The sequence below is a fragment of the Pseudomonas sp. GD04158 genome, from assembly GCF_029834875.1.
Lineage (GTDB): Bacteria > Pseudomonadota > Gammaproteobacteria > Pseudomonadales > Pseudomonadaceae > Aquipseudomonas > Aquipseudomonas hydrolytica.
This window is the reverse complement of the sequence record NZ_JAODYT010000017.1, coordinates 1-25,333: the sequence shown is the minus strand read 5'-3', so window position 1 is coordinate 25,333 and position 25,333 is coordinate 1. Positions and strand designations below refer to the sequence as shown.

Genomic DNA, 25,333 nt, shown 5'->3' with positions numbered 1-25,333 from the left:
CGATAACATTTAATGTTATGTTATTACATCAAATGTCATCGACTGGAGTTCCCCCTTGCGCGCCGTTCCCGCCCTGCTCGCCAGCCTGCTAGTGCCTTGCGCTCTGGCTGGAGAATCCCCCGCACAGCTGGAAGACAGCATCATCAGCGCCAGCCCGGAGCTGGCCGACGGCCCGGTACAGGGCTATCGCGCCACGCGTTCGGCCAGCGCCACCCGCACCGACACGCCGATCAACGAGATTCCCCAGGCCATCAGCGTGGTGCCGGCTCAGGTGCTAGAAGACCTCGGCAGCAGCCGTATCGACCGAGCCCTGGACTTCGCCGGCGGCGTGTCTCGACAGAACAACTTCGGCGGCCTGGCCTTCCTCAACTACAGCGTGCGCGGCTTCACCACCGGCGAGCTGTACCGCAACGGCTTCGCCATCAACCGCGGCAGCTACAGCTCACCGGACGCCTCGGCCATCGAGCGCCTGGAAGTGCTCAAGGGCCCGGCAGCCGCCCTGTACGGCCGTGGCGATCCGGGCGGGCTGGTCAACATCGTCACCAAGCGCCCGCAACAGGAAGCCTTCACCCAGTTCAAGGCCAGCGCCGGACGCTGGGATCGCTACCGCAGCAGCCTCGACGTCAATACCCCGCTGAACGACGAGGGCACGCTGCTCTCGCGCGTCAACCTGGCGGTGGAGGACAACGGCAGCTTCCGCGATCACGTCGGCAATCAGCGGCAGATCGTCAACCCGAGCCTGAGCTGGCAGCTGTCGCCGGACACCCTGCTGATGATCGACAGCGAGTTCTCGCGCACCGATTCGGTGTTCGACCGCGGCATTCCCGCCGTTGACGGCAAGATGGGGGCCGTCAAGCGTTCGACCTTCCTCGGCGAACCCAACGACGGCGAGATCCGCAACGACAACCAGCTACTGCAGGTGAGCCTGGAACACTTTCTCAGCGATGCCTGGAAGCTGCGCCTGGCCAGCCATTACAGCCAGGGCACCCTGGACGGCAACAGCTCCGAGCCGTCGCGACTGATCGGCGACCAGGTCACGCGCTTCTACCGCGAGCGCAGCTTCGAGTGGAACGACAGCATCACCCAGGCCGAGCTGCACGGCCAGTTCGAGCTGGCCGGCTGGCAGCACCAGACGCTGCTGGGCCTGGAGTACGAGAACTACCGCAACAGCCAGAAGTACCCGCAGAGCGTCACCGGTCTGGGCTACGGCCAGAACATCTACAACCCGATCTATGGCCAGCCCAAGCCGCCCCTGGTCAATCCCAACGACTTCCACGAACACACGGAAAGCTACGCCCTCAACCTGCAGGACCAGATCACCTTCAGCGAACGCTGGAGCGGCCTGCTCGGCGTGCGTCTGGAGCGTTTCGAGCAGACCGCGCGCAACCGCAGCACGCGGGTCAGCAACGAGCAGACCAAGGAGGTCGCCACCCCGCGTGCCGGCGTGCTCTACCAGCTGACGCCGGAAGTCGGCGTGTTCGCCAACGCCTCGATGTCGTTCAAGCCCAACACCATCGGTGCCCAGGGGCAGGTGTTCAAGCCGGAGAAGGGCCTCGGCTACGAGACCGGCCTGAAACTCGACCTGTTCGACAGCCGCCTCGGCGCCACCGTGGCGCTGTTCCATATCGAGAAGGAAAACGTGCTGACCGCCGACCCGAACAATCCCGGCGACAGCATCGCCGCCGGCAAGGCCCGCAGCCAGGGCCTGGATCTGCAGGTCAGCGGCCAGCTCACCGATGCCCTACGGGTGATCGGCGCCTATGCCTACATCGACGCCGAGGTGACCAAGGACAACAGTATCCCCGAGGGTAGCGATCTGCTCGGCATCGCCCGCAACAGCGCCAGCCTGATGGGCGTCTACCAGTTCCAGGGCGGCTCGCTGCAGGGCTCGGAATTCGGCGCCGCAGTCAACTACGTCGGCGACCGTTCCGGGCAGACCGGCAGCAACTTCGAGCTGCCGGCCTACACCACGGTCGATCTGCTGGCCCGCTGGCAGGCCACCAAGGACCTGAGCCTGGGCCTGAACCTCAACAACCTGTTCGATCGCAAGTACTACGAGCGCTCGTTCAACAGCGTCTGGGTAATGCCCGGCGATCCCCGCAACCTCAGCGTCAACCTGACCCTCAACCTGTGAATTGGAGATATTCATGCGCATTCCCGCCTGCCTGCTGCTCGCCGGCCTGTTCGCCAGCAGCGGCGCCCTCGCCCACGGCCTGTGGACCGAAGAGCGTCGCGGCAACATCGAAGTGGTCTACGGCCATGGCGCCGAGGACGACGCCTTCAAGCCGGAGAAGATCAGCGGCTCCTGGGCCTATGACACCGCCGGCAAGATGATTCCGGTGACCGTCGAGCGCCTGGCCGACCATGCCCGCCTGCAACCCTTGAAGAAACCCGCCGTACTCGGCGTGGCACTGGACAACGGCGCCTGGTCGAAGACCCCGGACGGCCAGTGGATCAACCAGGGCCGCAGCCAGGTGCCGAACTCGACCCAGTCGCTGCACACCTACAAGTACAGCCTGGCGATCTACGCCGAAGACGCCAAGCTGCCTGCGCTGGAGCCGCTGAAGATGGTCATAGTGCCGGAAACCGACCCGCTCAAGGTCGGCCCGGGCAAGCCGCTGCCAGTGCGCGTGCTGGTGGACGGCAAGCCGATGGCAGGCGTCGAGCTGGTCGGTGACTATCGTGGCGCGCCGCACCAGGTCAGCGCGGTAACCGATGCCGAGGGCCGTGCCCAGGTCACGGTGCGCAACGAGGCGCTGAACATCATCAGCGCCTCGGTCTACGTACCGGTGGAAAACGACCCGAATATCGAGAGCCGTGGTCTGTTCACCTCGCTGACCTTCCTTGGCCAGCCGCACCACGAATAAGCCCCTCGGTGCCATGAAAAAAGCCGGTGACGCTGACGCGCCACCGGCTTTTTTCAGCCCGCCTGGATCAAAGACCTTGCAGGGCATCCAGCAGGGCCTGGTTCTGCTCCGGCGTGCCGATGGTGATACGCAGGAACTGGGCGATGCGCGGCTGCTTGAAGTGGCGCACGATCACGCCCTGCTCGCGCAGACCGGCCGCCAGGGTGGCGGCATCCTTGCCCGGGTGACGAGCGAAGACGAAGTTGGCGGCCGACGGCAACACCTCGAAACCCAGCCCCTGCAGCCCGGCGACCACCGCCTCGCGACTGGCGATCACCTGCTTGCAGGTCTGCTCGAAATACTCGCGATCGGCGAACGCCGCCGCTGCGCCGGCGATGGCCATGCGATCGAGCGGATAGGAGTTGAAGCTGTTCTTGATCCGCTCCAGCGCCTCGATCAGGTCCGGGTGACCAACCGCGATACCGACGCGCAGACCGGCCAGCGAACGCGACTTGGACAGGGTCTGGGTGACCAGCAGATTCGGGTACTTGTCGACCAGGGCGATGGCGCTCTGGCCGCCGAAGTCGATATAGGCTTCATCCACCAGCACCACCGAATCCGGGCTGTCCTGCAGCAGACGCTCGACGGCCTCGAGTGGCAGCAGGCAGCCGGTCGGCGCGTTGGGATTGGGGAAGATGATGCCGCCATTGGGCCGGGCATAGTCCTCGACACGGATCTGGAAATTTTCGTCCAGCGCCAGCGCCTCGAACTCGATGCCATACAGGCCGCAGTAGACCGGGTAGAAGCTGTAGGTGACATCCGGGAACAGCAGCGGCTTGTCATGCTGGAACAGGCCATGGAAGGCGTGCGCCAGCACCTCGTCGGAGCCGTTGCCGACGAACACCTGCGCCGTGCTCACGCCGTAGTAGTCGGCCACGGCCTGTTTCAGCCGGTCGCCGTTGGGGTCCGGGTACAGGCGCAGGTCGTCGTTCAGCTCGGCCTGCATCGCCGCGATGGCCTTGGGCGACGGGCCGTAGGGGTTCTCGTTGGTATTGAGCTTGACCAGCTTGCTCAGCTTGGGCTGCTCACCCGGCACATAGGGCACCAGGTCCTTGACGAAGGGGCTCCAGAACTTGCTCATCTGCCCTTCTCTCCTCGAAATGCGTTGCATGGGCGATGGATATCGCTTCGTGCAACCTGCGAAGCGTGATCCCGTAGGGTGCGCCGTGCGCACCAAAACATTCACAAGGTGCGCGCGGCGCACCCTACCCTCAGGGCTTGATGCGGTACTCGGCGCTGCGAGCGTGCGCGGTCAGCGACTCGCCACGGGCCAGCACCGAGGCGCTCTTGCCCAGCTCCGATGCACCGTCCGGCGAGCAGAAGATGATCGACGAGCGCTTCTGGAAGTCGTACACCCCCAGCGGCGAGGAAAAGCGCGCGGTGCCGGAAGTCGGCAGCACGTGATTGGGGCCGGCCACGTAGTCGCCCAAGGCCTCCGCGGTGTAGCGACCCATGAAGATCGCGCCGGCGTGACGGATCTCGGGCAGCCAGGCTTCCGGATCGGCCACCGACAGCTCCAGGTGCTCGGGGGCGATGCGGTTGGCCACCTCGATGGCCTGGGCCATGTCGGCCACCTGAATCAGCGCACCACGGCCTTCCAGCGAGGTGCGGATGATCTCGGCACGCTCCATGGTCGGCAGCAGGTTGGCGATACTTGCGGCAACGCGGTCGAGGAAGGCAGCGTCCGGGCTGACCAGGATCGACTGGGCGTCCTCGTCGTGCTCGGCCTGGGAGAACAGGTCCATGGCGATCCAGTCCGGATCGGTCTGGCCATCGCACACCACCAGAATTTCAGAAGGCCCAGCAATCATGTCGATGCCCACCTTGCCGAACACGTGGCGCTTGGCGGTGGCCACGTAGATGTTGCCTGGGCCGACGATCTTGTCCACCGGCGGCACGCTCTCGGTGCCATAGGCCAGCGCCGCCACGGCCTGGGCCCCACCGATGGTGAACACGCGGTCGACGCCGGCGATGGCGGCGGCAGCCAGGACGATCTCGTTGATCTCGCCGCGCGGGGTCGGCACCACCATGACCACCTCGGGCACGCCGGCGACCTTGGCCGGGATGGCGTTCATCAATACCGAGGATGGATAGGAAGCCTTGCCGCCCGGCACGTACAGACCGGCGCGATCCAGCGGCGTGACCTTCTGCCCCAGCACGGTGCCGTCGGCCTCGCTGTAGCGCCAGGAATCCTGCTTCTGCTTCTCGTGGTAGCTGCGCACGCGCTCGGCGGCGACTTCCAGCGCCTGGCGCTGTGCGGGGGAAATACGTTCGAGGGCCAGTTCCAGACGCTCGCGCGGCAGGATCAGGTCGGCCATGGAGGCGACCTCCAGGCCATCGAAACGCTGGGTGTATTCGACCAGCGCGGCATCGCCACGCTCGCGCACGGCCTGGATGATTTCCAGCACACGCTGATTGACGCCATCGTCGGAGACGCTTTCCCAGCTCAGCAGATGATCCAGGTGTCGGGCGAAGTCCTGGTCAGCGGCGTTGAGTCGACGAACGGCAATGGGAGCGGTCATGGCAAAGCCTCGTGTAATGGCAAATCTCAGGCGCCGCTAGAGTAGCAAGCCCACCGTGCGGGCACCCAAGAAAAATGGCTATGACACGGATAGGCTGCCGCGACCAGAAGTCGCGGAAAGGAGTCAGCCTTGGTGTCGCGCCTCGACCGCGCCACGCAGGGTTTCGATCAGCGCCTGGATGCGGCCGTGCTGCATCTTCATCGAAGCCTTGTTGACGATCAGGCGCGAGCTGATGGTGGCGATCAGCTCCTGCGGTTCCAGGCCGTTGGCGCGCAGGGTGTTGCCGGTGTCGACCACGTCGATGATCTTGTCGGCCAGGCCCACCAGCGGCGCCAGTTCCATCGAGCCGTAGAGCTTGATGATGTCGACCTGACGGCCCTGCTCGGCGTAGTAGCGCTTGGCGACATTGACGAACTTGGTGGCTACGCGCAGGCGCCCCTTGGGCTCCGGCGCGCCGACCTTGCCGGCGGTCATCAGCTTGCACTTGGCGATCTGCAGATCCAGTGGCTCGTACAGGCCCTGCCCGCCGTATTCCATCAGCACATCCTTGCCGGCCACGCCGAGGTCGGCCGCGCCATGCTCGACATAGGTCGGCACGTCGGTGGCACGCACGATCAACAGGCGCACGTCATCCTGAGTGGTCGGGATGATCAGCTTGCGGCTCTTGTCCGGATTCTCGGTCGGCTCGATGCCCGCCGCTGCCAGCAGCGGCAGGGTGTCGTCGAGGATACGGCCTTTGGACAGGGCGATGGTCAGCATGAAACGGTTTCCTTGAGCGGAAGCGGCCGCTCCGACAGGGAGCGGCCCTACGACAACGGAGGCTTAGCCCGGTACGCGGCGGATCTTGGCGCCGAGAAGTTGCAGCTTCTCCTCGATGCACTCGTAACCGCGGTCGATGTGGTAGATGCGGTCGATCAGGGTATCGCCCTCGGCCATCAGCGCCGCCAGTACCAGGCTGGCCGACGCGCGCAGGTCGGTGGCCATGACCGGTGCGCCCTTGAGCTTCTCGACGCCGGTGACGATGGCGGTGTTGCCCTCGACCAGAATGTTGGCGCCCATGCGCAGCATCTCGTAGACGTGCATAAAGCGATTTTCAAAGACGGTTTCGATCACCGTACCGGTGCCTTCGGCCACGGCATTGAGGGCGATGAACTGCGCCTGCATGTCGGTAGGGAACGCCGGATACGGAGCGGTGCGCAGGTTGACGGCCTTGGGACGCTTGCCCTTCATGTCCAGCTCGATCCAGTCCGGACCGGTGGTGATCTCGGCGCCGGCTTCCTGCAGCTTGGCCAGCACGGCCTCCAGGGTCGACGGATCGGCGTCCTTGACCTTGACCCGACCGCCGGTGACGGCAGCGGCCACCAGGTAGGTGCCGGTTTCGATACGGTCGGGCATCACGTTGAAACGCGCGCCGTGCAGGCGCTCGACGCCATCGATGATGATGGTGTCGGTGCCGGCGCCCTGGATCTTCGCCCCCATGGCGATCAGACAGTTGGCCAGGTCGACCACCTCGGGCTCACGAGCGGCGTTTTCCAGCACGCTGCGGCCCTTGGCCAGGGTCGCGGCCATCATGATGTTCTCGGTGCCGGTCACGCTGACCACGTCGAAGAAGAAATGCGCACCGCGCAGGCCGCCCTCGGGCGCCTTGGCCTTGATGTAGCCGCCTTCCACGTCGATCTGCGCGCCCATGGCCTCGAGACCGCGGATGTGCAGGTCGACCGGACGCGAACCGATGGCGCAACCGCCGGGCAGGGCCACTTCGGCCTCGCCGAAGCGCGCGACCATGGGGCCGAGCACCAGGATCGAGGCACGCATGGTCTTCACCAGCTCGTAGGGCGCCACCAAGGTCTTGATCGAGCGTGCATCGACTTCCACGGACAGCTTCTCGTCGATCACCGGCTCGACGCCCATGCGACCGAACAACTCGATCATGGTGGTGATGTCGTGCAGGTGCGGCAGGTTGCAGATGGTGACGGGCTCGTCGCCCAGCAGGGTCGCTGCGAGAATCGGCAGGGCGGAGTTCTTCGCCCCGGAAATGCGGATTTCGCCATCGAGGCGAACGCCGCCGGTAATGATCAGTTTGTCCATAGGAATCTCGTCGCCCGCAGGCTCAGGAACGCGCGGCCCAATCGGCCTGGCTGAAGAATTTCATGGTCACGGCATGGATGCTGCCATTGGCGATCCAGGCGTTGAGGTGGGCATAGATCTGTTGCTGACGCTTGACCGGGCTGAGGGCGGCCAGCTCGTCGCTGATCAGGTTGAGCTGGAAGTTGCAGCCTTCGCCTTCCACTTCCACCTGGGTATTCGGGAGTTTTTCCTCTAGGAGGCTTTTTACTTCTGCAGCCTGCATGCTCGACCTCGACTGACGCATTCGGGCACCTGAGCCCGCGGGTCGGCCATCATACAAAAAAGCCTCCCGCCTGCGAACCCCGCATGCAGCGCTGCTGACGGAACGACGGCAGTGCGCCGCGCATGCCTCGCACCCGCGGCACCGCTACTCCAGCGGCAACAACTCCAGCAGCTCGCTGACCTGAGCGATCTGCCGCATGTCCTCCGGCAGGCCGGTGATCACCAGCTCGCGCCCGGCCTTGCGCGCATCGCGGACGAATGCCAGCAGCAGGGCCAGACCGACGCTGCTGGACTTCTCAACCGCGCCGCAGTCGAGCGACAGACGCGCCGCACTGCTGGCGGCGATCCGGCGCGCGCCCTGCTCGCGCAGCAGCGGGCCGGTGCTGTAGTCGAGCACGCCGGAAAGCTGCAGCTGCCCCGGCGCGCTTTCGCTGATGCTCGCCTGACTCACGACTCGCCCCGTGCCTGACGCGCCCTGGCGACGGTGTCGGCCCAGGTGTCGATGACCTTGTCCAGGTCGTTGCGGTTGTTCTGCATCGACTGGGCGAACTGATCACGGAACAGCTTGCCGACGTTGATGCCGTTGATGATCACGTTGCGCAGCTTCCAGGTCCCGTCCATCGCCACCATGGTGTAGGACAGCGGATAGACCGCGCCCTTGGCATCACGGATCTCCATGCCCACCGAGGTGCGCTCGGCATCCTGCTTGCCGCCGGCCGGCAGCACGCGGATGTCCTGGTTGTCATACTCGAGCAGGGCGTTGCCGTAGAACTGCATCAGGCTGCGCTTGAAATTCTCCTGAAAGCGGCTCATCTGCTCCGGCGAGGCCTGGCGCGAATAGCGCACGGTCATCACCCCACGGGAGATGCCGTCGACATCCACCACCGGGCCGAGAATCTGGTTGAGCGAATCGTAGAAGGCAGCGGGATTGCTGCGGTACTGCTCCTTGTTGGCCTTGAGATCGGCCAGCAGGGTGTCGGTGGTCTGCTGCACCACCTCATGGGCGCTCGGCGCAGCCAGCGCCAGCAGCGGCATGGCGGCCAGCAACGCGAACAGGGAATTACGCAAGGTCTTGAGCATCTGGGGAGCCCTCATCAATTGGCTTCATCTTTATTGACCGAATTGAGCAGGAATTTGCCAATCAGGTCTTCCAGCACCAGCGAGGACTGGGTGTCGTGAATGGTGCCGCCATCCTTGAGCACCTCCTCGTCACCGCCGACGCTGATGCCGATGTATTTCTCGCCGAGCAGACCCGCGGTCAGAATCGACGCGGTGGAATCCTCGGGCAGGTTGTTGACGCTACCGTCGAGCTCCAGGGTCACCCGGCCCATGTAGCTGTCGCGATCCAGATCGATGGCGGTGACCTTGCCGATGGTCACACCGGCCATGGTCACCTTGGCGCGCACGGTGAGCCCGGCGATGTTGTCGAAGTAGGCATAGACCTTGTAGGTGTCGCCCGAGGTACCGACGCTCAGGCCGCTGACGCGCAGGGCCAGCAGCAGCAGGGCCAGCACACCGGCCATGAGGAACAGGCCGACACCAATCTCCAGCGTGCGGTTTTGCATCAGAAATCTCCAAACATCAAAGCGGTCAGAATGAAATCCAGGCCAAGCACGGCCAGCGAGGCATACACCACGGTACGCGTGGTCGCGCGGCTGATGCCTTCGGAAGTGGGCTCGCAGTCATAGCCCTGGAACACGGCGATCCAGGTCACCACGAAGGCGAAGACGATGCTCTTGATCACGCCGTTGAGCACGTCGTCATAAAAGGAAACACTGTTCTGCATGTTGGACCAGAACGAGCCCTCGTAGACACCCAGCCAGTCGACGGCGACCATCGCCCCACCCCAGATGCCGACGACACTGAAGATCATCGCCAGTAGCGGCATGGAGATGAAGCCGGCCCACAGGCGCGGCGCGATGATGTACTTGAGCGGGTCGACGCCGATCATTTCCAGGCTGGACAGCTGCTCGGTGGACTTCATGTTGCCGATTTCGGCGGTCAGCGCGGACCCCGCGCGACCGGCGAACAGCAATGCGGTGACCACCGGTCCCAGTTCGCGCAGCAGGGTCAGGGCGACCATCTGCCCCACCGCCTGCTCGGAGCCGTAGCTGACCAGGATGTTGTAGCCCTGCAGGGCCAGTACCATGCCGATGAAAATGCCGGAAACGACGATGATCGCCAGGGACATCACGCCCACGGCGAACAGCTGCTTGATCAGCAGCTGCAGCGGCTTGCCGGCGCGACTGCGGCCGAACACCGCGCCGACGAGAAACAGCACCGAGCGCCCCAGGGTCGCCACCACATCGATACCCGCACGACCGAACAGACGCAGCCGTTCGAGCGGTGAAATTCTGCGCATCAACCTCTCCCCAACAGATCTTCGCGGTAGTCCGGTGCCGGATAATGGAACGGCACCGGACCATCCGGAGTGCCTTTCATGAACTGGCGAATGCGCGGGTTATCCGACTCCATCAGCTCGGCCGGCGTACCATGGCCCAGCACCTGGGCATCCCCGACCACGTAGATGTAGTCGGCGATGCTGGCGGTTTCCGCCAGATCGTGGGACACCACCACGCTGGTGATGCCCAAGGCATCGTTGAGCAGACGGATCAGCCGTACCAGCACGCCCATGGCAATGGGGTCCTGCCCGACGAAGGGCTCGTCGTACAGGAGAATCTGCGGATCGAGCGCGATGGCCCGGGCCAGCGCCACGCGGCGCTTCATGCCACCGGACAGCTCGTCGGGCATCAGCTCCAGCGCACCGCGCAGACCAACGGCCTGCAGCTTCATCAGGACGATGTCGCGAATCATCTCTTCCGGCAGCTGGGTGTGCACGCGCAGCGGAAAGGCCACGTTCTCGAACACGTCGAGATCGGTGAACAGCGCACCACTCTGAAACAGCACGCCCATCTGCTTGCGCATGTCGAACAGTTCGTCACGCGACAGGCTCGGCAGATTGACGCCCGCCACCCGCACCTCGCCGGCGGACGGCCGCAGCTCGGCGGCGATCAGACGCAACAGCGTGGTCTTGCCGCAACCCGACGGCCCCATGATACCGGTGACCTTGCCGCGCGGAATGCGGATGTCGACCTTGTCGAAGATCGCCCGCGTACCGCGCTGAAAGCTGACGCCCTGCAACTCGATCGCGTACTCGTGCTCGGCGCTCATCTGAACTCCTTGAAAATCGGGCCTTCCTGGCAGACGCCCCCTCCACGAGCGAGGACACGCGCCAGCCAGAGGGGCAAAATGGCCGCGGACTATAGCATTTGCCGCTTATCGCGCCCAATAGCAGCCAGATACGGCGTTCAGACTTGCGACAGCTTCGGCATGACGCTGCGCTTCAGCAAAGGTGAGCGCGATCATCTTTTCCGTTTATAATCCCCGTCTTTTTCGTCCGGCAGCCCCATTCGAGCATGAACCAGACCCGCGACCTGATTGATTCCGCACAGCGTACCATCCGCCTCGAACTCGAAGCGGTGCAGGAACTGCTGCCTCGCATCGACGCCAACTTCATCAAGGCCTGCGAACTGATTCTGGCCTGCAAGGGCCGCGTCGTGGTGGTCGGCATGGGTAAATCCGGACACATCGGCAACAAGATCGCCGCCACCCTGGCCAGCACCGGCACCACGTCCTTCTTCGTCCACCCGGCAGAAGCCAGCCATGGCGACATGGGCATGATCACCAAGGACGATATCGTTCTGGCCCTGTCCAACTCCGGAAGCACCGCGGAAATCGTCACCCTGCTGCCGCTGATCAAGCGTCTCGGCATCCGCCTGATCAGCATGACCGGCAACCCGGACTCGCCCCTGGCCAAGGCCGCCGAGGTCAATCTCGATGCCCGCGTGTCGCAGGAAGCCTGCCCGCTGAACCTGGCGCCGACCTCCTCAACCACCGCCAGCCTGGTGCTGGGCGACGCCCTGGCCATCGCCCTGCTGGAAGCGCGCGGCTTCACCGCGGAAGACTTCGCCTTCTCCCATCCCGGTGGCGCCCTCGGCCGCCGCCTGCTGCTCAAGGTGGAAAACGTCATGCACGCAGGCGACGCCCTGCCACGGGTGAATCGCGGTACCAGCCTGCGTGATGCGCTGCTGGAAATGACCCAGAAGGGCCTGGGCATGACCGTGGTGCTGGAAGCCGACGGCCGCCTCGCCGGCATCTTCACCGACGGCGATCTGCGCCGCACCTTGGACAAGGGCATCGACGTGCGCCAGGCCTCGATCGACGAGGTGATGACGCCGCACGGCAAGACCGCCCGCGCCGAAATGCTCGCCGCCGAGGCCCTGAAGATCATGGAAGACCACAAGATCAATGCGCTGGTGGTGGTGGACGACCAGGATCGACCGGTCGGCGCACTGAACATGCACGACCTGCTGCGCGCGGGGGTGATGTGATGAACGACCTGCTGCAGCGTGCCCGCGCGGTGAAACTGGCGGTGTTCGACGTCGATGGCGTGCTCACCGACGGCCGCCTGTACTTCCTCGAAGACGGCAGCGAGTTCAAGACCTTCAATACGCTCGACGGCCACGGCATCAAGATGCTGATCAACTCCGGCGTGCGCACCGCCATCATCAGCGGGCGCAAGACCCCGGTGGTCGAGCGCCGCGCCAACAACCTGGGCATCCAGCACCTGTTCCAGGGCCGCGAAGACAAGCTGGTCGTTCTCGACGGTCTGCTCGCCGAACTCGGCCTAAGCTATGAGCAGGTCGCCTATCTGGGCGACGACCTGCCGGATCTTCCGGTGATGCGCCGGGTCGGACTGGGCATGGCCGTGGCCAGCGCCGACAGCTTCGTGCGCCAGCACGCTCATGGGGTGACCCAGGCGCGTGGCGGCGATGGCGCGGCGCGGGAATTCTGCGAACTGATCATGCGTGCCCAGGGCACGCTGGATGCGGCCCAGGCCGCCTACCTGTAGAGAACAGCATGCCGCGCAAAATCCTCAACACCCTGATCTTTGCCCTGATCGCCGTGATCGTGGCGGCGCTCGGCTACTGGAACATCGCTCCGGACAGCACGCGCCGGACCCAGCAGAGCAATCACGAGCAGGCCATCGACTTCTACGTGATCGGCGCACGCTCCGTGCAATATCAGGACGACGGCAAACTGCACTACCGCATGACCGCCGACAAGCTCGAGCACATCAAGAGCACCGACATCACTCTTATCGAAATGCCCAAGCTGGATCTCTACCGCGGCGACGAACTGCCCTGGAACGTCACCAGCAAGCGTGCCGAGGTCTCGCCCGGCGGCGTCGAGGTAGAACTGATCGACGACGTGCGCATTGCCCGCACAGACGCCAAGAATCGCCCGACCATCATCACCAGCAGCCGCATGACCGTTATTCCCGACAAGGAATATGCGCAGACCGAGCAAGCCGTTAGAATCGTCGCGGCCAACGGGGTGACCACGGCACAAGGAATGAAAGCGTATTTGAATGACGGCAGGATGCTCCTGCAGTCCAACGTAAGAGGCCAGCATGAGGTTCGTTAACACCCTCCCCCTGATTCTCGCCCTCGGCGCCGCATTGGGAAGCGCGAGCGCCTGGGCTCTGCCGTCCGACCGCAACCAGCCCATTCGCATCCAGGCCGACAGCGCCGAACTGGATGACAAGCAGGGCGTGGCGGTGTACCGCGGCGACGTGATCATCACTCAGGGCACCCTGAAGATCACCGGCGACACCGTGACCATCACCCAGACCGCCAGCGGCGACATCGACGTCTTCACCTCGGTGGGCAACCTTGCCTATTACGAGCAGAAGCCGGCAGTGGACAAGGAAATCGTCAAGGCCTACGGCCGTACCATCCAGTATTTCGCCAGCAACGAACGCATCGTGCTGATCGATCAGGCCAAGGTGATCCAGGAAGGCAATACCTTCGAAGGCGAGAAGATCGTCTACGACACCCGTCGCCAGATCGTCAACGCCGGCCGCGCCACTGGCGGCAATGTCAGCACGCCGCGTCCGCGCATCGACATGGTCATCCAGCCGAAGAACAAACCCGCGGACCAGCAGGCAGAGCAGTAATGGCCATTCTCAAAGCCCAACACCTGGCGAAAAGCTACAAGAGCCGCCAGGTCGTGCGCGACGTCAGCCTGAGCATCGAAAGCGGCCAGATCGTCGGCCTGCTTGGCCCCAACGGCGCCGGCAAGACCACCTGCTTCTACATGATCGTCGGCCTGGTACGCGCCGATCAGGGCCGCGTGCTGATCGACGACCTCGACGTCAGCCATCAGCCGATGCACGGTCGCGCCCGTGCCGGCATCGGTTATCTGCCGCAGGAAGCCTCGATCTTTCGCAAGCTGTCGGTGACCGACAACATCATGGCGATCCTTGAGACGCGCAAGGACCTGGACCGCGCCGGGCGTCAGGCAGAGCTGGAGAACCTGCTGCAGGAGTTCCACATCCACCATATCGCCGACAGCCTGGGCATGAGCCTGTCCGGCGGCGAGCGGCGCCGCGTGGAAATCGCCCGCGCCCTGGCCACCAACCCCAAGTTCATCCTGCTCGACGAGCCCTTTGCCGGCGTCGACCCGATCTCGGTGGGCGACATCAAGCAGATCATCCATCACCTCAAGGCCAAGGGCATCGGCATCCTGATCACCGATCACAACGTGCGCGAAACCCTGGATATCTGCGAAACCGCCTATATCGTCAACGATGGCCAGCTGATCGCCGAGGGCGATGCGCAGACCATCCTCGCCAACCAGACGGTGAAAGAGGTTTACCTGGGCCACGAGTTCCGCCTGTAGGCTGCCCGCTGTTTCGCTACAGAAATATGGCAGCCTCTAGGCAAAGCCCAGAAGTTCAGGCATATAATTTGCTTCCTGGCGGCGCTTCGGCGCCCTGATGTGGAAGGCGTAACTCGCCAGTAAATTAAGGTCTGCAATGAAACCATCGCTAGTCCTCAAGATGGGCCAGCAGCTGACGATGACCCCGCAGCTGCAACAGGCTATCCGCCTCCTCCAGTTGTCGACCCTGGACCTGCAACAGGAAATCCAGGAAGCCCTGGAATCCAACCCCATGCTCGAGCGCCAGGAAGACGGCGACGACTTCGACAACAGCGACCCCATGGCCGACGGCGCAGAGAGCGCCCCCCCTTCCCCGGCCAAGGAAGAGAGCTACCAGGAAACCGCGCCGACGGTGGACAACCTGGAAGAGGGCGAATGGGGCGAACGCATCCCCAACGAGCTGCCGGTCGACACCGCCTGGGAAGACATCTACCAGACCAGCGCCAGCAGCCTGCCGAGCAATGACGACGACGAGTGGGATTTCACCACCCGTACTTCCAGCGGCGAGAGCCTGCAGAGCCATCTGCTCTGGCAGCTGAACCTGGCCCCCATGTCGGACAAGGACCGGCTGATCGCCGCCACCCTGATCGACTGCATCAACAACGACGGCTACCTGGAAGAATCGCTCGAAGAAGTCACCGACTCCTTCGACCCCGAGCTGGACATCGAGCTGGACGAAGTGGAAGTGGTGCTGCACCGCATCCAGCAGTTCGAACCCGCCGGCATCGGCGCGCGCAACCTGCGTGAATGCCTGCTGCTGCAACTGCGCCAGCTGCCCGCCAAAACACCCTGGCTCAGTGAAACCCAGCGCGTGGTCAGCGACTATCTGGAACTGCTCGGCAGCCGCGACTACGCCCAGCTGATGCGCCGCACCAAACTCAAGGAAGACGAGCTCAAGCAGGTCATCGACCTGATCCAGCGCCTCAATCCGCGCCCGGGTTCGCAGATCGAATCCAGCGAGCCGGAATACGTGGTGCCGGACGTGATCGTACGCAAGCACAACGACCGCTGGCTGGTGGAACTGAACCAGGAGGCGATGCCGCGCCTGCGCGTCAACCCGCAGTATGCCGGCTTCGTCAAACGCGCCGACTCCAGCGCCGACAACACCTTCATGCGCAATCAGTTGCAGGAGGCGCGCTGGTTCATCAAGAGCCTGCAGAGCCGCAACGAGACGCTGATGAAGGTGGCCACGCAGATCGTCGAGCATCAGCGCGGCTTCCTCGACTATGGCGACGAGGCGATGAAGCCTCTGGTTCTGCACGATATCGCCGAGGCGGTGGGCATGCACGAGTCGACCATCTCACGCGTCACCACACAGAAGTTCATGCACACCCCGCGTGGCATTTACGAGCTGAAATATTTCTTCTCCAGCCATGTCAGCACCTCCGAGGGCGGCGAATGCTCGTCCACCGCGATCCGCGCCATCATCAAGAAACTGGTCGCCGCAGAAAACGCGAAAAAGCCGTTGAGCGACAGCAAGATCGCTGGTTTACTGGAGGCACAAGGCATCCAAGTCGCCCGTCGGACGGTCGCCAAGTACCGCGAGTCCCTCGGCATAGCGCCCTCCAGTGAGCGCAAGCGACTGATGTAGGCCAGATCGACTGGAGACCCCAGGTCCCAGGCCAACGTGTTCCGGCGGCGGGTCGCACATGACCCGTCTCTTACACAAGGCAACAAGGAGAAAGCGGTATGCAAGTCAACATCAGTGGACATCAGCTGGATGTGACCGACGCCCTGCGTGACTATATCGGCGAGAAACTGGGCCGACTGGAACGCCACTTCGACAAGATCACCAACGTTCAGGTGACCATGGAGGTCGAGAAACTCAAGCAGAAGATCGAAGCCACCCTGCACGTCGCCGGCGGCGAAGTCGTCGCCAACGCAGAACACCAGGACATGTACGCAGCCATCGACCTGCTGGCCGACAAACTCGACCGTCAACTCATCAAGCACAAGGAAAAGCAGCTCGAACGCCTGCAAGGCGCCACGGCCCGCTGACATTCCCCATCCATGATCCGACTTGAAAACATCCTGACCCCCGGCCGTTCCCTGGTGAACGTGCCGGGCGGCAGCAAGAAACGCGTGCTCGAACAGATCGCCAACCTGGTGGCGCGCGACCTGCCCGACCTGGACGCCCAGGATATCTTCGAAAGCCTTATCGCCCGCGAGAAGCTCGGTTCCACCGGCTTCGGCAACGGCATCGCCATTCCCCACTGCCGCCTGGCCGGCTGCAGTGCTCCGATCAGCGCCGTGCTGCACCTGGAGACCGCCGTCGACTTCGACGCCATCGACGGTGCGCCGGTGGATCTGCTGTTCGTCCTGTTGGTACCGGAAGCGGCAACCGATGCCCATCTGGAGCTGCTGCGCCAGATCGCCAGCATGCTCGACCGTCAGGATGTACGTGAACGTCTGCGCCAGGCAGCGAGTGGCGGAGATCTCTACCAGGTGGTCGTGGACATTCAGAACGGTCTATAAGCATGCGCCTGATCATCGTCAGCGGTCGCTCCGGCTCGGGCAAGAGCACCGCCCTCGATGTACTTGAGGACAACGGTTTCTACTGCATCGACAACCTGCCTGCCGGCCTGTTGCCGGACCTGGCCGAACGCGCCCTGCTCAATACCGAGATGCTGCTGCCGCAGGTGGCCGTGTCGATCGATGCGCGCAACCTGCAGAGCCATCTGCGGCGTTTCCCCGAATTGCTCGAGCAGGTGCGCCAGCGCAATATCCGCTGCGACATTCTCTACCTCGACGCCGACGACGAGACGCTGCTCAAGCGCTTCTCGGAAACCCGCCGGCGTCACCCGCTGACCGACGAGAACCGCTCGCTGGCCGAAGCCATCGCCGACGAGACCCAGGTGCTGGCGCCCATCGTCGACCTGGCCGACCTGAAGATCGACACCACCCATCTCAACCTCTATCAGTTGCGTGACAGCCTCAAGCTGAGGCTGCTCAACCAGCCGGAACCGGGTACTGCCTTTCTCTTCGAGTCCTTTGGCTTCAAGCGTGGCATGCCGGTGGATGCCGACCTGGTGTTCGATGCCCGCTGCCTGCCGAACCCCTACTGGAAACCGGAGCTGCGCGATTTCTCCGGCCTGCAGCAGCCGGTGATCGACTACCTCGCCGCGCAACCGGAGGTGGAGGAAATGTATCAGGACATCCTCGCCTACCTGGAAAAATGGCTGCCGCGCTTTGCCGCCAGCAACCGCGCCTACGTGACCATCGCCATCGGCTGTACCGGCGGGCACCATCGCTCGGTGTACCTGGCCAATCGCCTCAGCCAGGCCCTGAAGAAACCGCTGAAGAACGTCCAGGTACGTCACCGCGACCTCAGCTAAGGAACCATGCCGCGATGCCTGCACGTGAAATCACCATCATCAACAAACTCGGCCTGCATGCTCGCGCGGCCGCCAAGTTCGTTGGCGTGGCCAGCGCCTACCCCTGCGAGGTACGCATCGGCCGCACCAGCGACAGTCTGGTGGACGGCAAGAGCATCATGGCGGTGATGATGCTGGCAGCCGGCAAGGGCACCCCGGTGCACCTGCACACCGAGGGCGAACGGGATCACGAGGCGCTGGAAGCACTGGTCGGGCTGATCGAGAACTACTTCGAGGAAGGCGAGTAAAGCTTCCAAAACGAACAAGGCCACCCGCGGGTGGCCTTGTCGTCTCTACCATCTCAACTGCCGGCGACGGTCATCTTCTCGATCAGTACCGACCCGGTGCAGATATTGCCGCGCCGTTCCAGGTCGCGCCCCACGGCAACGATCTGGCGGAACATGTCGCGCAGGTTGCCGGCGATGGTCACCTCCTGCACCGGGAACTGAATCTCGCCGTTCTCCACCCAGAAGCCTGCAGCCCCGCGCGAATAGTCGCCGGTGACCAGGTTCAGGCCCTGGCCCATCAGCTCGGTGACCAGCAGACCGCGCCCCATGCGGCGAAGCAGCGCCTGCTGGTCTTCATCGCCATGGGTGACGAACAGGTTGTGCACGCCGCCGGAGTTGGCCGTACTGGGCAGGCCGAGCTTGCGCCCGGAATAAGTGCCGAGCATGTAGGAAACCAGCTCGCCCTTCTCCACGAACGGCTTGGCATAGGTGGCCAGACCGTCGCCGTCGAAGGCTGCGCTGCCCAGCGCGCGTGGCAGGTGCGGACGCTCGTCCAGACTCAGCCACTCGGGGAACAGGCACTGGCCGAGGGCGCCTTCGAGGAAGGACGAGTGACGGTACAGATTGCCGCCGGAAATGGCTGCCAGCAGATGGCTGAACAGCCCGCCAGCCAGCTCGGCTGCGAACAGCACCGGTACCTCGCAGGTCGGGACCGGCCGTGCGCCGAGGCGGCTGACCGCGCGCTCGGCCGCGCGCTGACCGATGCCCGCAGGATCGGCCAGCAGCTCGCCCTGGCGATTGACGTCGTACCAGTAGTCGCGCTGCATCTGCCCTTCGCCCTCGGCGATCATCACGCAGCTCAGGCTGTGGCGGGTGCTGGCGTAGCCGCCGATGAAGCCGTTGCTGTTGCCGTATACGCGGCAACCCTGGTGCGTGTTGAGGCTGGTGCCGTCGGCGTTCTTGATCCGCGCGTCGGCAGCGAAGGCGGCCGCCTCGCAGGCCAGTGCCTGCTCCACGGCCTGCTCCGGGGTGATCGACCAGGGGTGGTAGAGATCCAGCTCCGGCATGTCGCGGGCCATCAGCGCGGCGTCGGCAAGGCCCGCACACTCGTCTTCGCTGGCGTGCCTGGCGATGGCCAGGGCGGCAGCCACGGTTTCGCGGATGGCGGCCTCGCCAGTGGCCGAGGTACTCGCCGAACCCTTGCGCTGGCCGACATAGAGGGTGATGCCGAAGCCCTGGTCGCGATTGAACTCGACGGTTTCCACCTCGCCCTGGCGCACCGTGGTGGACAACCCCTGGCCCGCGGAAACCGCCACTTCACAGGCGCTGGCGCCCTGCCGCGCGGCCTCGGCGAGAATCGCCTCGACCTGTTCCTGCAGCGCCGGCAAGGCCTGCGGCCCGATCCGTTCTACTTCACTCATAACCCACTCCTGATCCATGTATCGCGGGCGCCAGTGGCCCGCTCTCGACTGCCCGCCCACAGGCCGCCAGTCACGGTTGCTGCTATCATGGCGGCGTTTCCCTCTGGACCCACCCCATGTCTGATTCCTACGACGACTTCTCCCTGGAGAAGAGCAAATCCCAGGTCAAACGCGAACTGCATGCCCTGCAGGATCTCGGCGAGCGCCTGACCACGCTCAAGGCGGATCTGCTGGCCAAGCTGCCGCTGACCGATGCCCTGCGCCGTGCCCTGGCCGAAGCGCCGAAACACACCGCCAATGCCGCGCGCAAGCGTCATATCCAGTTCATCGGCAAGCTGATGCGTGAACAGGATATCGAGGCGATCCTCGCCCTGATCGACCAGGTGGACAGTTCCACCCGTGAATACAACGAGCGCTTCCACGCCCTGGAACGCTGGCGCGACCGCCTGATCGGCGAGGGCGACAGCGCGCTGGAAGGTTTCGTCGAGCTCTACCCCGACGCCGACCGCCAGCACCTGCGCGGGCTGATCCGTCATGCCCAGCACGAGGCTGCGCACAACAAGCCACCGGCCGCTGCGCGCAAGGTGTTCAAGTACATCCGCGAGCTGGACGAGATACAACGCGGTCTGCGCTGACTCCCCAGGGCATGTCCGGCGCCCGTCGGGCACGCCCCGCTCCGCTCACCCAGGTGCGCGTGCATCCCAGGATCTACGCGCCGGTTCCACCGACCGTGATCGCATCGATCTTCAGCGTCGGCTGACCGACACCCACCGGCACCGACTGGCCGTCCTTGCCACAGGTACCCACACCGCTGTCCAGGGCCAGGTCGTTGCCGACCATGGACACGCGGCTCATGGCCTCCGGACCGTTGCCGATCAGGGTGGCGCCTTTTACCGGCGCGGTGATCCTGCCGTCCTCGATCAGGTAGGCCTCGCTGGTGGAGAAGACGAACTTGCCGCTGGTGATGTCCACCTGACCGCCGCCCAGGTTGGCGCAGTAGATGCCCTTCTTCACCGAACGGATGATCTCCTCCGGGTCGCTCTCGCCGGCCAGCATGTAGGTGTTGGTCATGCGCGGCATCGGCAGGTGCGCGTAGGATTCGCGGCGACCGTTGCCGGTGGCGGCAACGCCCATCAGGCGGGCGTTGAGCTTGTCCTGCATGTAGCCCTTGAGCACGCCGTTTTCGATCAGCGTGGTGCACTGGGTCGGGGTGCCCTCGTCATCGACGCTGAGCGAGCCACGTCGCCCGGCTAGGGTGCCGTCGTCGACGATGGTGCACAGGCTGGAAGCGACCTTCTGGCCGACCTGGCCGCTGTAGGCCGAGCTGCCCTTGCGGTTGAAATCGCCCTCCAGGCCGTGGCCGACCGCTTCGTGCAGCAGCACGCCGGACCAGCCGGCGCCCATCACCACCGGCAGCGTGCCGGCCGGCGCGGGGATCGCCTCCAGGTTGACCAGCGCCTGGCGCAGGGCCTCGCGGGCGTAGCCCATGGCGCGATCCTCTTCGAGGAAGTAACGGTAGTCGGTACGCCCGCCACCGCCGTGGCCGCCGCGCTCGCGACGACCGTTCTGCTCGACGATGACGCTGACGTTGAAGCGCACCAGCGGACGGATGTCGGCGCTCAGGCTGCCGTCATGAGCGGCCACCAGGATGCGGTCCCAGACCCCGGCCAGGCTCACCGTGACCTGCTTGATGCGCGGGTCCAGCGCGCGCGTGGCGCGGTCGATCCGCTTGAGCAGCTCGACCTTCTCGGCACGCTCCAGCACATCCAGCGGGTTGCCTTCGGCATACAGCTGGGTCACCTGAGGGCTGGCGAAGGCCTGCACGCGGCCCTGCTGGCCGGCGCGGGAGATGGAGCGGGCGGCGCGCGCCGCCTGGCTCAGCGCATCGAGGCTGATCGCATTGCTGTAGGCGAAACCGGTCTTCTCACCGGACTGGGCACGCACGCCAACCCCCTGATCGAGGTTGAAACTGCCTTCCTTGACGATGCCGTCCTCAAGCACCCAGGTTTCCGAAATCTGGCTCTGGAAGTACAGATCGGCGGCATCGATGCCTGGCCCTGCGACTTCGCCCAGCACGCTGCTGAGGCTGTCGAGCGTCAGCTCGCCGGGGGCGAGCAGGTGCTCGCTGACGGATTGCAACATCGTATTCATGGTCACTCCACAACGATCGGACGCGGCACGTCCGACAAGAAAAATCGGCGGTGCTGCTGCACCGGCATGCGTTGGCGGATAGCCGCCTGCTCGGCGGCATCGCGGGCGGCCAGCAGGGCGCCCTCGCCCTGATCCTGCTCCACCAGCACCGTTCCCCAGGGATCGATGATCGCCGAATGGCCGAAGGTCAGACGCTGCCCCGGATGCTCGCCGCCCTGCCCCGCTGCCAATATGTAGCACTGGGTCTCGATGGCTCGGGCCCGGGTCAGCACCTGCCAGTGGGCGGCCCCGGTCACGGCGGTGAAGGCCGCCGGCACGCTGATCAGCTCGGCGCCAGCCTCACGCAGTGCGCCGAACAGCTCGGGAAAGCGCAGGTCGTAGCACACCGTCAGGCCCAGGCGCCCAACCGGCGTGTCGGCCACCACCAGGCGCTGGCCATGAACGAAATCGTCCGACTCGCGGTAGCGGCCGCGGTTATCGGTCACGTCGACGTCGAACAGGTGCAGCTTGTCGTAGCGCGCCACGCGCTCGCCCTGCTCGTCGATCAGCAGCGAGCAGGCATGCGGCCTGCCTTGCGGTTCGTCATCCGGCGGCAGCGGCAAGGTGCCGGCCACTATCCATAAGCTGAGGTCGCGGGCGGCCTGTTTCAACCAGGGCAGGATCGGCCCTTCACCAGCGGCTTCGGCATGGCCGATGGCAGTGAGATCCCGGCGGCCCATGGCGGCGAAGTTCTCCGGCAGCACAACCAGGCGCGCACCGCCCTGGGCCGCACGCTCGAGCATGCGCCGGGCCAGGCGCAGATTGGATTGCACGTCGTCCTGGCTGACCATCTGGATCACAGCGAGATTCATGGGGCTACTCATCGGTTCTGATTGCCACAGAGTACGCCAAGCCGTCCGCTCATTGCGGTTTTTCGAACGGCTTGTCGAAGCTGATTTCCGGATCCTGCAGTGGCCCCTTGACGTCGTACTGCACGCTGGCGAAGCGCGCGACCCTGTCTCCCAGCAGCTTGTCGACCACGAACAGCGCACCGCCGACGGCCGGCGCCCCGACGATCAGCGCGGCCAGCGGCAGGTTGTTGGTCACCGGCAGGGTCACCAGCAGCTTGGCGTCGATACGCTCGTTGCGCATGTCCAGGTTGCCCTTGAGTTCGAGGTTGCTAGACGGCCCGGTCAGGGTGATCGGTTCGCGGGTAACGAACAGACCGTCGTTGGCCTGCAGGTTGCCCTTGACCCGGTCATAGCTCAGGCCCTTGCCGAGCAGGTCCGAGAAGTCCAGGCGCAGGCGGCGGCCGATGGAGTCGAAGTTGAGCAGGCCGAATACCCGCAATGCCTGCGCCGAGCCCTGCACTTCGACGAACTGTCCCTTGCGCAGGGAGGGTTCGAAGGTGCCGGAAAAACGCTTGAGCGAGAACCAGGCCAGCGAGCCCGGCCAGCTGCCGTCGATGTCGACACGAAAACTTTCGCTGGTGGCGCTGGGGGCGAAGTCCCAGGCCAGCAGTACCTTGCCCAGGTCCCCGCCCTGCATGCGCCCCTTGTACCAGCTGCGCGTGGCGCCCGGCGCGCCGCGCCAGCCTGCGCTGCCGCCGATCTTCAGCCCCTGCAGGTCGAGATCGAGTTCGTCGAAGCGCACCCCCTGTTCTTCCGGGCGCACCTTCAGCGACCAGGCACCCAGCACCTTGTCGCCGCGCTGCACGCGCTCGATACGGATGTCCAGCGCCGGAATCTGCCGGGGGTCGACGTCCGCCAGCGGATCGGGCGCATCGCCGGCCTTCGCAGCCTCAGGATCGGGTGCCGGCAGCCTGACATGCTGCAGATCGATGCGGATAGGCACACCCTCGGCATCGGCGCGCAGCACCCGCCCGGCCGCCAGCTCGCTGTCGAGCTGCAGTTCCCAGGCCTGCCCCTGTCGCGTCAGGCCGATGCGCAGCTGCTCGACCTCCTGACCAAACCCGCGGAAACGCCCGATATTCAGCTGCCCCCCACGGAACAGACGCTGGCTGTCGTCGTCCACCTTTACCGGGTGATCCACGGACAGCTGCTTCCAGGCATCGAGATCCAGCTCCGCCAGCGTGCCACGCACCCCCAGCCCCTGCGCAGTGGGCAGCCGAGCCGGCTCGCCGCCCACTACAAGTTCACCGCGTCCGTCGGCCAGAGCCCCTGCCGGCGCCGCCAGATTGAGACTGGCCACCCCCTCGTAGTCGGCCCAGTAGCGCCGCTCGCGTCCGCTCAGGGTCATGCGCCACTCGGCATGGCGCTCCTGCTCGGCCGTCTTGCCGAAGGGCGCGGGCAGATCGATGGCCACGCCGCGCAGATTCGAGTCGACACGCAGCTGACTGTCGTCTCCGTCGAGGGTCAGCCGCAGGCGATAGGGCAGCAGCCCGCCGACCGGAAGCTTCTGCGGACCACCCAGCCACTGACTGAGCGTTTCCACCTGCACCTGGCCGCGCAGATCGAAGAGCGTGCGCGCCTGGCCGCGCGAGCCTTCGGCGCTGACCTTGCCGCGCACCTGACGCCCGAACACCTGCGCCCGCACGTCCGGAGCACTGAGCCCCGACGCGCTGTCGAAGCGAAACGCGCCCTGCACCTGGCTCAATTGCAGATCCGGGTTGCTCAGCTTGAGGCTGGCGCCCTCGGTGGCGAAGTCCACTATCACGCCCGGCTTAGGCCCTTTCTGCAAAGGGACATCCAGCTGCAGGCGTCCGCTCAATGGCCCTTCACCCTGCCAGCCGGCAACGATCTCGGCGGTACCGATGGGGGCTTCGCGCAGCAGCTTGATGGCATCGCCCAGGCTGCTCTGCACCTTGCCGTCGAGCTTCAGGCGCGGCGGCTTGCCGTCATGCAGCAGGGGAATGTTGGCGGTCACCTCGCTGACCCGGCTGTCCAGCAGACGCCCGCTCTGCAGGCGCACGCGTACCGCGTCGTCCTCGATCAGCACCTCGCCGTTGCCTTCGCGCAGAGACGGCCAGTCCGGCTGGAAGGCCAGTTCGGCATCCTTGACCTGGAAGAACAGGCTGAGGCTGCGCGCCCCCAGCGAAGCGCCCTTGTTCAGCGATCCCTGATACTGGAAGTAGCCTTCCTCCACCCGGCCAGAGCGAATGGCAGTCTTCAGCCACTTGTCCAGCTCGGCGCTCATTCCCGGTGAACGGCTCGGCAGATACTTCTCGGTGTAGGCCGCATCGCCGTCACGCAGACCGACGCGCAGGTCCATGTAGTCCTCGGCATCGGGATCGCGACGCAGGCGAATCAGCATGTCTCCGGCGATCTGCCCTTCCTCGCCATCCAGGCGCATGTAAGGGCTGGCCAGGGTCAGGCCGTCGTCGTTCCACGCCCAGCTCAGGCGCGCCTGGGCATGACGGTAGCGCCAGGGCTCGGGGAACAGCTGATCCAGATGCAGGGCGAAGTTTTCGCTGTTCAGGCGCAACTCGCCCTGGAACAGATTGCCCGACGCACTGCCGCTGACGTTCTCTGCCGCCGGCGCGCCGTGGTAGGCGGCGATGCCCACGCGCTCGAGGTTGGCGGCGAAGCGCAGACGCTCGGCGCCTTCTGCTTGCGGGAAGTAGTCCAGCAGCAGATTGCTGACGCTGCCCTGCGGCGCCAG

General features: G+C 64.9%; 27 protein-coding genes. 13 read left to right on the top strand and 14 right to left on the bottom strand.

Translation table 11 applies throughout. The features are described 5' to 3' along the window. Positions 1 to 73 precede the first annotated feature (73 nt). The gene (locus tag N7333_RS09275; protein WP_252576770.1) at positions 74 to 2,134 is read left to right on the top strand and encodes a TonB-dependent siderophore receptor; all 2,061 of its coding nucleotides are present in this window, start codon (positions 74 to 76) and stop codon (positions 2,132 to 2,134) included. 13 nt (positions 2,135 to 2,147) lie between these two features. Further along, on the top strand, positions 2,148 to 2,867 hold the full coding sequence (locus N7333_RS09270) for a DUF4198 domain-containing protein (protein WP_129482909.1): 720 nt from the start codon (positions 2,148 to 2,150) through the stop codon (positions 2,865 to 2,867). Between the two features lie 67 nt (positions 2,868 to 2,934). Here N7333_RS09270 and hisC read toward each other — a convergent pair whose 3' ends face one another. The 10 genes from hisC to N7333_RS09220 form a co-directional block, all read right to left on the bottom strand. Next, positions 2,935 to 3,987: a histidinol-phosphate transaminase gene (gene hisC / locus N7333_RS09265; protein ID WP_129482908.1), complete on the bottom strand. Its 1,053-nt coding sequence runs from the start codon at positions 3,985 to 3,987 to the stop codon at positions 2,935 to 2,937. Between the two features lie 130 nt (positions 3,988 to 4,117). After that, positions 4,118 to 5,428, bottom strand: a complete 1,311-nt coding sequence (gene hisD / locus N7333_RS09260) for a histidinol dehydrogenase (RefSeq protein ID WP_003242916.1) — start codon at positions 5,426 to 5,428, stop codon at positions 4,118 to 4,120. Between the two features lie 123 nt (positions 5,429 to 5,551). Beyond that, positions 5,552 to 6,187, bottom strand: a complete 636-nt coding sequence (gene hisG, locus N7333_RS09255) for an ATP phosphoribosyltransferase (protein WP_003242914.1) — start codon at positions 6,185 to 6,187, stop codon at positions 5,552 to 5,554. Positions 6,188 to 6,250: 63 nt separating this feature from the next. Continuing rightward, positions 6,251 to 7,516: a UDP-N-acetylglucosamine 1-carboxyvinyltransferase gene (gene murA, locus N7333_RS09250; protein ID WP_003242912.1), complete on the bottom strand. Its 1,266-nt coding sequence runs from the start codon at positions 7,514 to 7,516 to the stop codon at positions 6,251 to 6,253. Positions 7,517 to 7,538: 22 nt separating this feature from the next. Further along, positions 7,539 to 7,778 (bottom strand): BolA family protein, encoded by a 240-nt coding sequence (locus N7333_RS09245; protein WP_003242910.1) that lies wholly within the window; start codon positions 7,776 to 7,778, stop codon positions 7,539 to 7,541. Between the two features lie 144 nt (positions 7,779 to 7,922). Next, the gene (locus N7333_RS09240) at positions 7,923 to 8,228 is read right to left on the bottom strand and encodes an STAS domain-containing protein (protein ID WP_129482907.1); all 306 of its coding nucleotides are present in this window, start codon (positions 8,226 to 8,228) and stop codon (positions 7,923 to 7,925) included. Further along, positions 8,225 to 8,857: an ABC transporter substrate-binding protein gene (locus N7333_RS09235; RefSeq protein ID WP_129482906.1), complete on the bottom strand. Its 633-nt coding sequence runs from the start codon at positions 8,855 to 8,857 to the stop codon at positions 8,225 to 8,227. Before N7333_RS09235 ends, N7333_RS09240 begins: the two co-directional genes overlap by 4 nt. A gap of 14 nt (positions 8,858 to 8,871) precedes the next feature. Continuing rightward, positions 8,872 to 9,342 (bottom strand): outer membrane lipid asymmetry maintenance protein MlaD, encoded by a 471-nt coding sequence (mlaD, locus tag N7333_RS09230; RefSeq protein ID WP_003242905.1) that lies wholly within the window; start codon positions 9,340 to 9,342, stop codon positions 8,872 to 8,874. Further along, on the bottom strand, positions 9,342 to 10,139 hold the full coding sequence (gene mlaE / locus N7333_RS09225; RefSeq protein WP_003242901.1) for a lipid asymmetry maintenance ABC transporter permease subunit MlaE: 798 nt from the start codon (positions 10,137 to 10,139) through the stop codon (positions 9,342 to 9,344). Before mlaE ends, mlaD begins: the two co-directional genes overlap by 1 nt. After that, positions 10,139 to 10,948, bottom strand: a complete 810-nt coding sequence (locus N7333_RS09220) for an ABC transporter ATP-binding protein (protein WP_003242899.1) — start codon at positions 10,946 to 10,948, stop codon at positions 10,139 to 10,141. The genes mlaE and N7333_RS09220 overlap by 1 nt, the downstream gene beginning before the upstream one ends. 245 nt (positions 10,949 to 11,193) lie before the next feature. Between N7333_RS09220 and N7333_RS09215 the strand changes: the two genes are divergently transcribed. From N7333_RS09215 to N7333_RS09170, 10 genes are all read left to right on the top strand, one after another. After that, the gene (locus N7333_RS09215) at positions 11,194 to 12,168 is read left to right on the top strand and encodes a KpsF/GutQ family sugar-phosphate isomerase (protein ID WP_003242897.1); all 975 of its coding nucleotides are present in this window, start codon (positions 11,194 to 11,196) and stop codon (positions 12,166 to 12,168) included. Continuing rightward, the gene (locus tag N7333_RS09210; protein WP_003242895.1) at positions 12,168 to 12,689 is read left to right on the top strand and encodes an HAD family hydrolase; all 522 of its coding nucleotides are present in this window, start codon (positions 12,168 to 12,170) and stop codon (positions 12,687 to 12,689) included. Before N7333_RS09215 ends, N7333_RS09210 begins: the two co-directional genes overlap by 1 nt. Positions 12,690 to 12,697: 8 nt before the next feature. Beyond that, positions 12,698 to 13,264 (top strand): LPS export ABC transporter periplasmic protein LptC, encoded by a 567-nt coding sequence (gene lptC, locus N7333_RS09205; RefSeq protein WP_129482905.1) that lies wholly within the window; start codon positions 12,698 to 12,700, stop codon positions 13,262 to 13,264. Further along, entirely contained in the window at positions 13,251 to 13,796 is a 546-nt protein-coding gene (gene lptA / locus N7333_RS09200) for a lipopolysaccharide transport periplasmic protein LptA (RefSeq protein ID WP_003242879.1), read from the top strand. The genes lptC and lptA overlap by 14 nt, the downstream gene beginning before the upstream one ends. Beyond that, on the top strand, positions 13,796 to 14,521 hold the full coding sequence (lptB, locus tag N7333_RS09195; protein WP_003242877.1) for an LPS export ABC transporter ATP-binding protein: 726 nt from the start codon (positions 13,796 to 13,798) through the stop codon (positions 14,519 to 14,521). The genes lptA and lptB overlap by 1 nt, the downstream gene beginning before the upstream one ends. Before the next feature lie 136 nt (positions 14,522 to 14,657). Further along, positions 14,658 to 16,151: an RNA polymerase factor sigma-54 gene (locus N7333_RS09190; protein WP_129482904.1), complete on the top strand. Its 1,494-nt coding sequence runs from the start codon at positions 14,658 to 14,660 to the stop codon at positions 16,149 to 16,151. 98 nt (positions 16,152 to 16,249) lie between these two features. Continuing rightward, positions 16,250 to 16,558, top strand: coding sequence for a ribosome-associated translation inhibitor RaiA (raiA, locus tag N7333_RS09185; RefSeq protein ID WP_003242873.1), 309 nt, complete (start codon positions 16,250 to 16,252; stop codon positions 16,556 to 16,558). A 12-nt stretch (positions 16,559 to 16,570) separates the two neighbouring features. Next, on the top strand, positions 16,571 to 17,035 hold the full coding sequence (gene ptsN, locus N7333_RS09180; RefSeq protein WP_003242870.1) for a PTS IIA-like nitrogen regulatory protein PtsN: 465 nt from the start codon (positions 16,571 to 16,573) through the stop codon (positions 17,033 to 17,035). Between the two features lie 2 nt (positions 17,036 to 17,037). Continuing rightward, a complete protein-coding gene (rapZ, locus tag N7333_RS09175) occupies positions 17,038 to 17,895 on the top strand; it encodes an RNase adapter RapZ (RefSeq protein WP_003242868.1) in 858 nt (285 codons plus the stop codon). Between the two features lie 14 nt (positions 17,896 to 17,909). Further along, positions 17,910 to 18,182 (top strand): HPr family phosphocarrier protein, encoded by a 273-nt coding sequence (locus tag N7333_RS09170; protein ID WP_003242866.1) that lies wholly within the window; start codon positions 17,910 to 17,912, stop codon positions 18,180 to 18,182. 53 nt (positions 18,183 to 18,235) lie between these two features. Here the strand turns inward: N7333_RS09170 and pmbA are convergent, their stop codons facing one another. Beyond that, a complete protein-coding gene (pmbA, locus tag N7333_RS09165) occupies positions 18,236 to 19,582 on the bottom strand; it encodes a metalloprotease PmbA (protein WP_129482903.1) in 1,347 nt (448 codons plus the stop codon). 116 nt (positions 19,583 to 19,698) lie between these two features. Here pmbA and yjgA point away from each other — a divergent pair, with 116 nt between their 5' ends. Next, positions 19,699 to 20,217 carry a ribosome biogenesis factor YjgA gene (gene yjgA, locus N7333_RS09160; protein WP_003242862.1) on the top strand — a complete coding sequence of 173 codons (519 nt, stop codon included), beginning with the start codon at positions 19,699 to 19,701 and terminating at the stop codon, positions 20,215 to 20,217. 73 nt (positions 20,218 to 20,290) lie between these two features. Here the strand turns inward: yjgA and tldD are convergent, their stop codons facing one another. From tldD to N7333_RS09145, 3 genes are all read right to left on the bottom strand, one after another. Further along, positions 20,291 to 21,733: a metalloprotease TldD gene (gene tldD / locus N7333_RS09155; protein WP_003242861.1), complete on the bottom strand. Its 1,443-nt coding sequence runs from the start codon at positions 21,731 to 21,733 to the stop codon at positions 20,291 to 20,293. A 2-nt stretch (positions 21,734 to 21,735) separates the two neighbouring features. Then, positions 21,736 to 22,584 (bottom strand): carbon-nitrogen hydrolase family protein, encoded by an 849-nt coding sequence (locus N7333_RS09150; RefSeq protein WP_041772808.1) that lies wholly within the window; start codon positions 22,582 to 22,584, stop codon positions 21,736 to 21,738. A gap of 49 nt (positions 22,585 to 22,633) precedes the next feature. Further along, the coding region (locus N7333_RS09145; RefSeq protein ID WP_279858704.1) for a YhdP family protein at positions 22,634 to 25,333 on the bottom strand (2,700 nt) is incomplete at its 5' end.

Bases quoted from the DNA above. Each gene is read 5' to 3' on its own strand.
- N7333_RS09245 (WP_003242910.1), bottom strand. From the start codon at position 7,778: ATGCAGGCTGCAGAAGTAAAAAGCCTCCTAGAGGAAAAACTCCCGAAT.
- N7333_RS09270 (WP_129482909.1), top strand. From the start codon at position 2,148: ATGCGCATTCCCGCCTGCCTGCTGCTCGCCGGCCTGTTCGCCAGCAGC.
- hisC (WP_129482908.1), bottom strand. From the start codon at position 3,987: ATGAGCAAGTTCTGGAGCCCCTTCGTCAAGGACCTGGTGCCCTATGTG.
- N7333_RS09170 (WP_003242866.1), top strand. From the start codon at position 17,910: ATGCCTGCACGTGAAATCACCATCATCAACAAACTCGGCCTGCATGCT.
- hisG (WP_003242914.1), bottom strand. From the start codon at position 6,187: ATGCTGACCATCGCCCTGTCCAAAGGCCGTATCCTCGACGACACCCTG.
- tldD (WP_003242861.1), bottom strand. From the start codon at position 21,733: ATGAATACGATGTTGCAATCCGTCAGCGAGCACCTGCTCGCCCCCGGC.
- mlaE (WP_003242901.1), bottom strand. From the start codon at position 10,139: ATGCGCAGAATTTCACCGCTCGAACGGCTGCGTCTGTTCGGTCGTGCG.
- N7333_RS09190 (WP_129482904.1), top strand. From the start codon at position 14,658: ATGAAACCATCGCTAGTCCTCAAGATGGGCCAGCAGCTGACGATGACC.
- hisD (WP_003242916.1), bottom strand. From the start codon at position 5,428: ATGACCGCTCCCATTGCCGTTCGTCGACTCAACGCCGCTGACCAGGAC.
- N7333_RS09150 (WP_041772808.1), bottom strand. From the start codon at position 22,584: ATGAATCTCGCTGTGATCCAGATGGTCAGCCAGGACGACGTGCAATCC.
- N7333_RS09210 (WP_003242895.1), top strand. From the start codon at position 12,168: ATGAACGACCTGCTGCAGCGTGCCCGCGCGGTGAAACTGGCGGTGTTC.
- raiA (WP_003242873.1), top strand. From the start codon at position 16,250: ATGCAAGTCAACATCAGTGGACATCAGCTGGATGTGACCGACGCCCTG.
- murA (WP_003242912.1), bottom strand. From the start codon at position 7,516: ATGGACAAACTGATCATTACCGGCGGCGTTCGCCTCGATGGCGAAATC.
- yjgA (WP_003242862.1), top strand. From the start codon at position 19,699: ATGTCTGATTCCTACGACGACTTCTCCCTGGAGAAGAGCAAATCCCAG.
- ptsN (WP_003242870.1), top strand. From the start codon at position 16,571: ATGATCCGACTTGAAAACATCCTGACCCCCGGCCGTTCCCTGGTGAAC.
- mlaD (WP_003242905.1), bottom strand. From the start codon at position 9,342: ATGCAAAACCGCACGCTGGAGATTGGTGTCGGCCTGTTCCTCATGGCC.
- lptC (WP_129482905.1), top strand. From the start codon at position 12,698: ATGCCGCGCAAAATCCTCAACACCCTGATCTTTGCCCTGATCGCCGTG.
- N7333_RS09235 (WP_129482906.1), bottom strand. From the start codon at position 8,857: ATGCTCAAGACCTTGCGTAATTCCCTGTTCGCGTTGCTGGCCGCCATG.
- pmbA (WP_129482903.1), bottom strand. From the start codon at position 19,582: ATGAGTGAAGTAGAACGGATCGGGCCGCAGGCCTTGCCGGCGCTGCAG.
- N7333_RS09220 (WP_003242899.1), bottom strand. From the start codon at position 10,948: ATGAGCGCCGAGCACGAGTACGCGATCGAGTTGCAGGGCGTCAGCTTT.
- lptA (WP_003242879.1), top strand. From the start codon at position 13,251: ATGAGGTTCGTTAACACCCTCCCCCTGATTCTCGCCCTCGGCGCCGCA.
- N7333_RS09215 (WP_003242897.1), top strand. From the start codon at position 11,194: ATGAACCAGACCCGCGACCTGATTGATTCCGCACAGCGTACCATCCGC.
- lptB (WP_003242877.1), top strand. From the start codon at position 13,796: ATGGCCATTCTCAAAGCCCAACACCTGGCGAAAAGCTACAAGAGCCGC.
- rapZ (WP_003242868.1), top strand. From the start codon at position 17,038: ATGCGCCTGATCATCGTCAGCGGTCGCTCCGGCTCGGGCAAGAGCACC.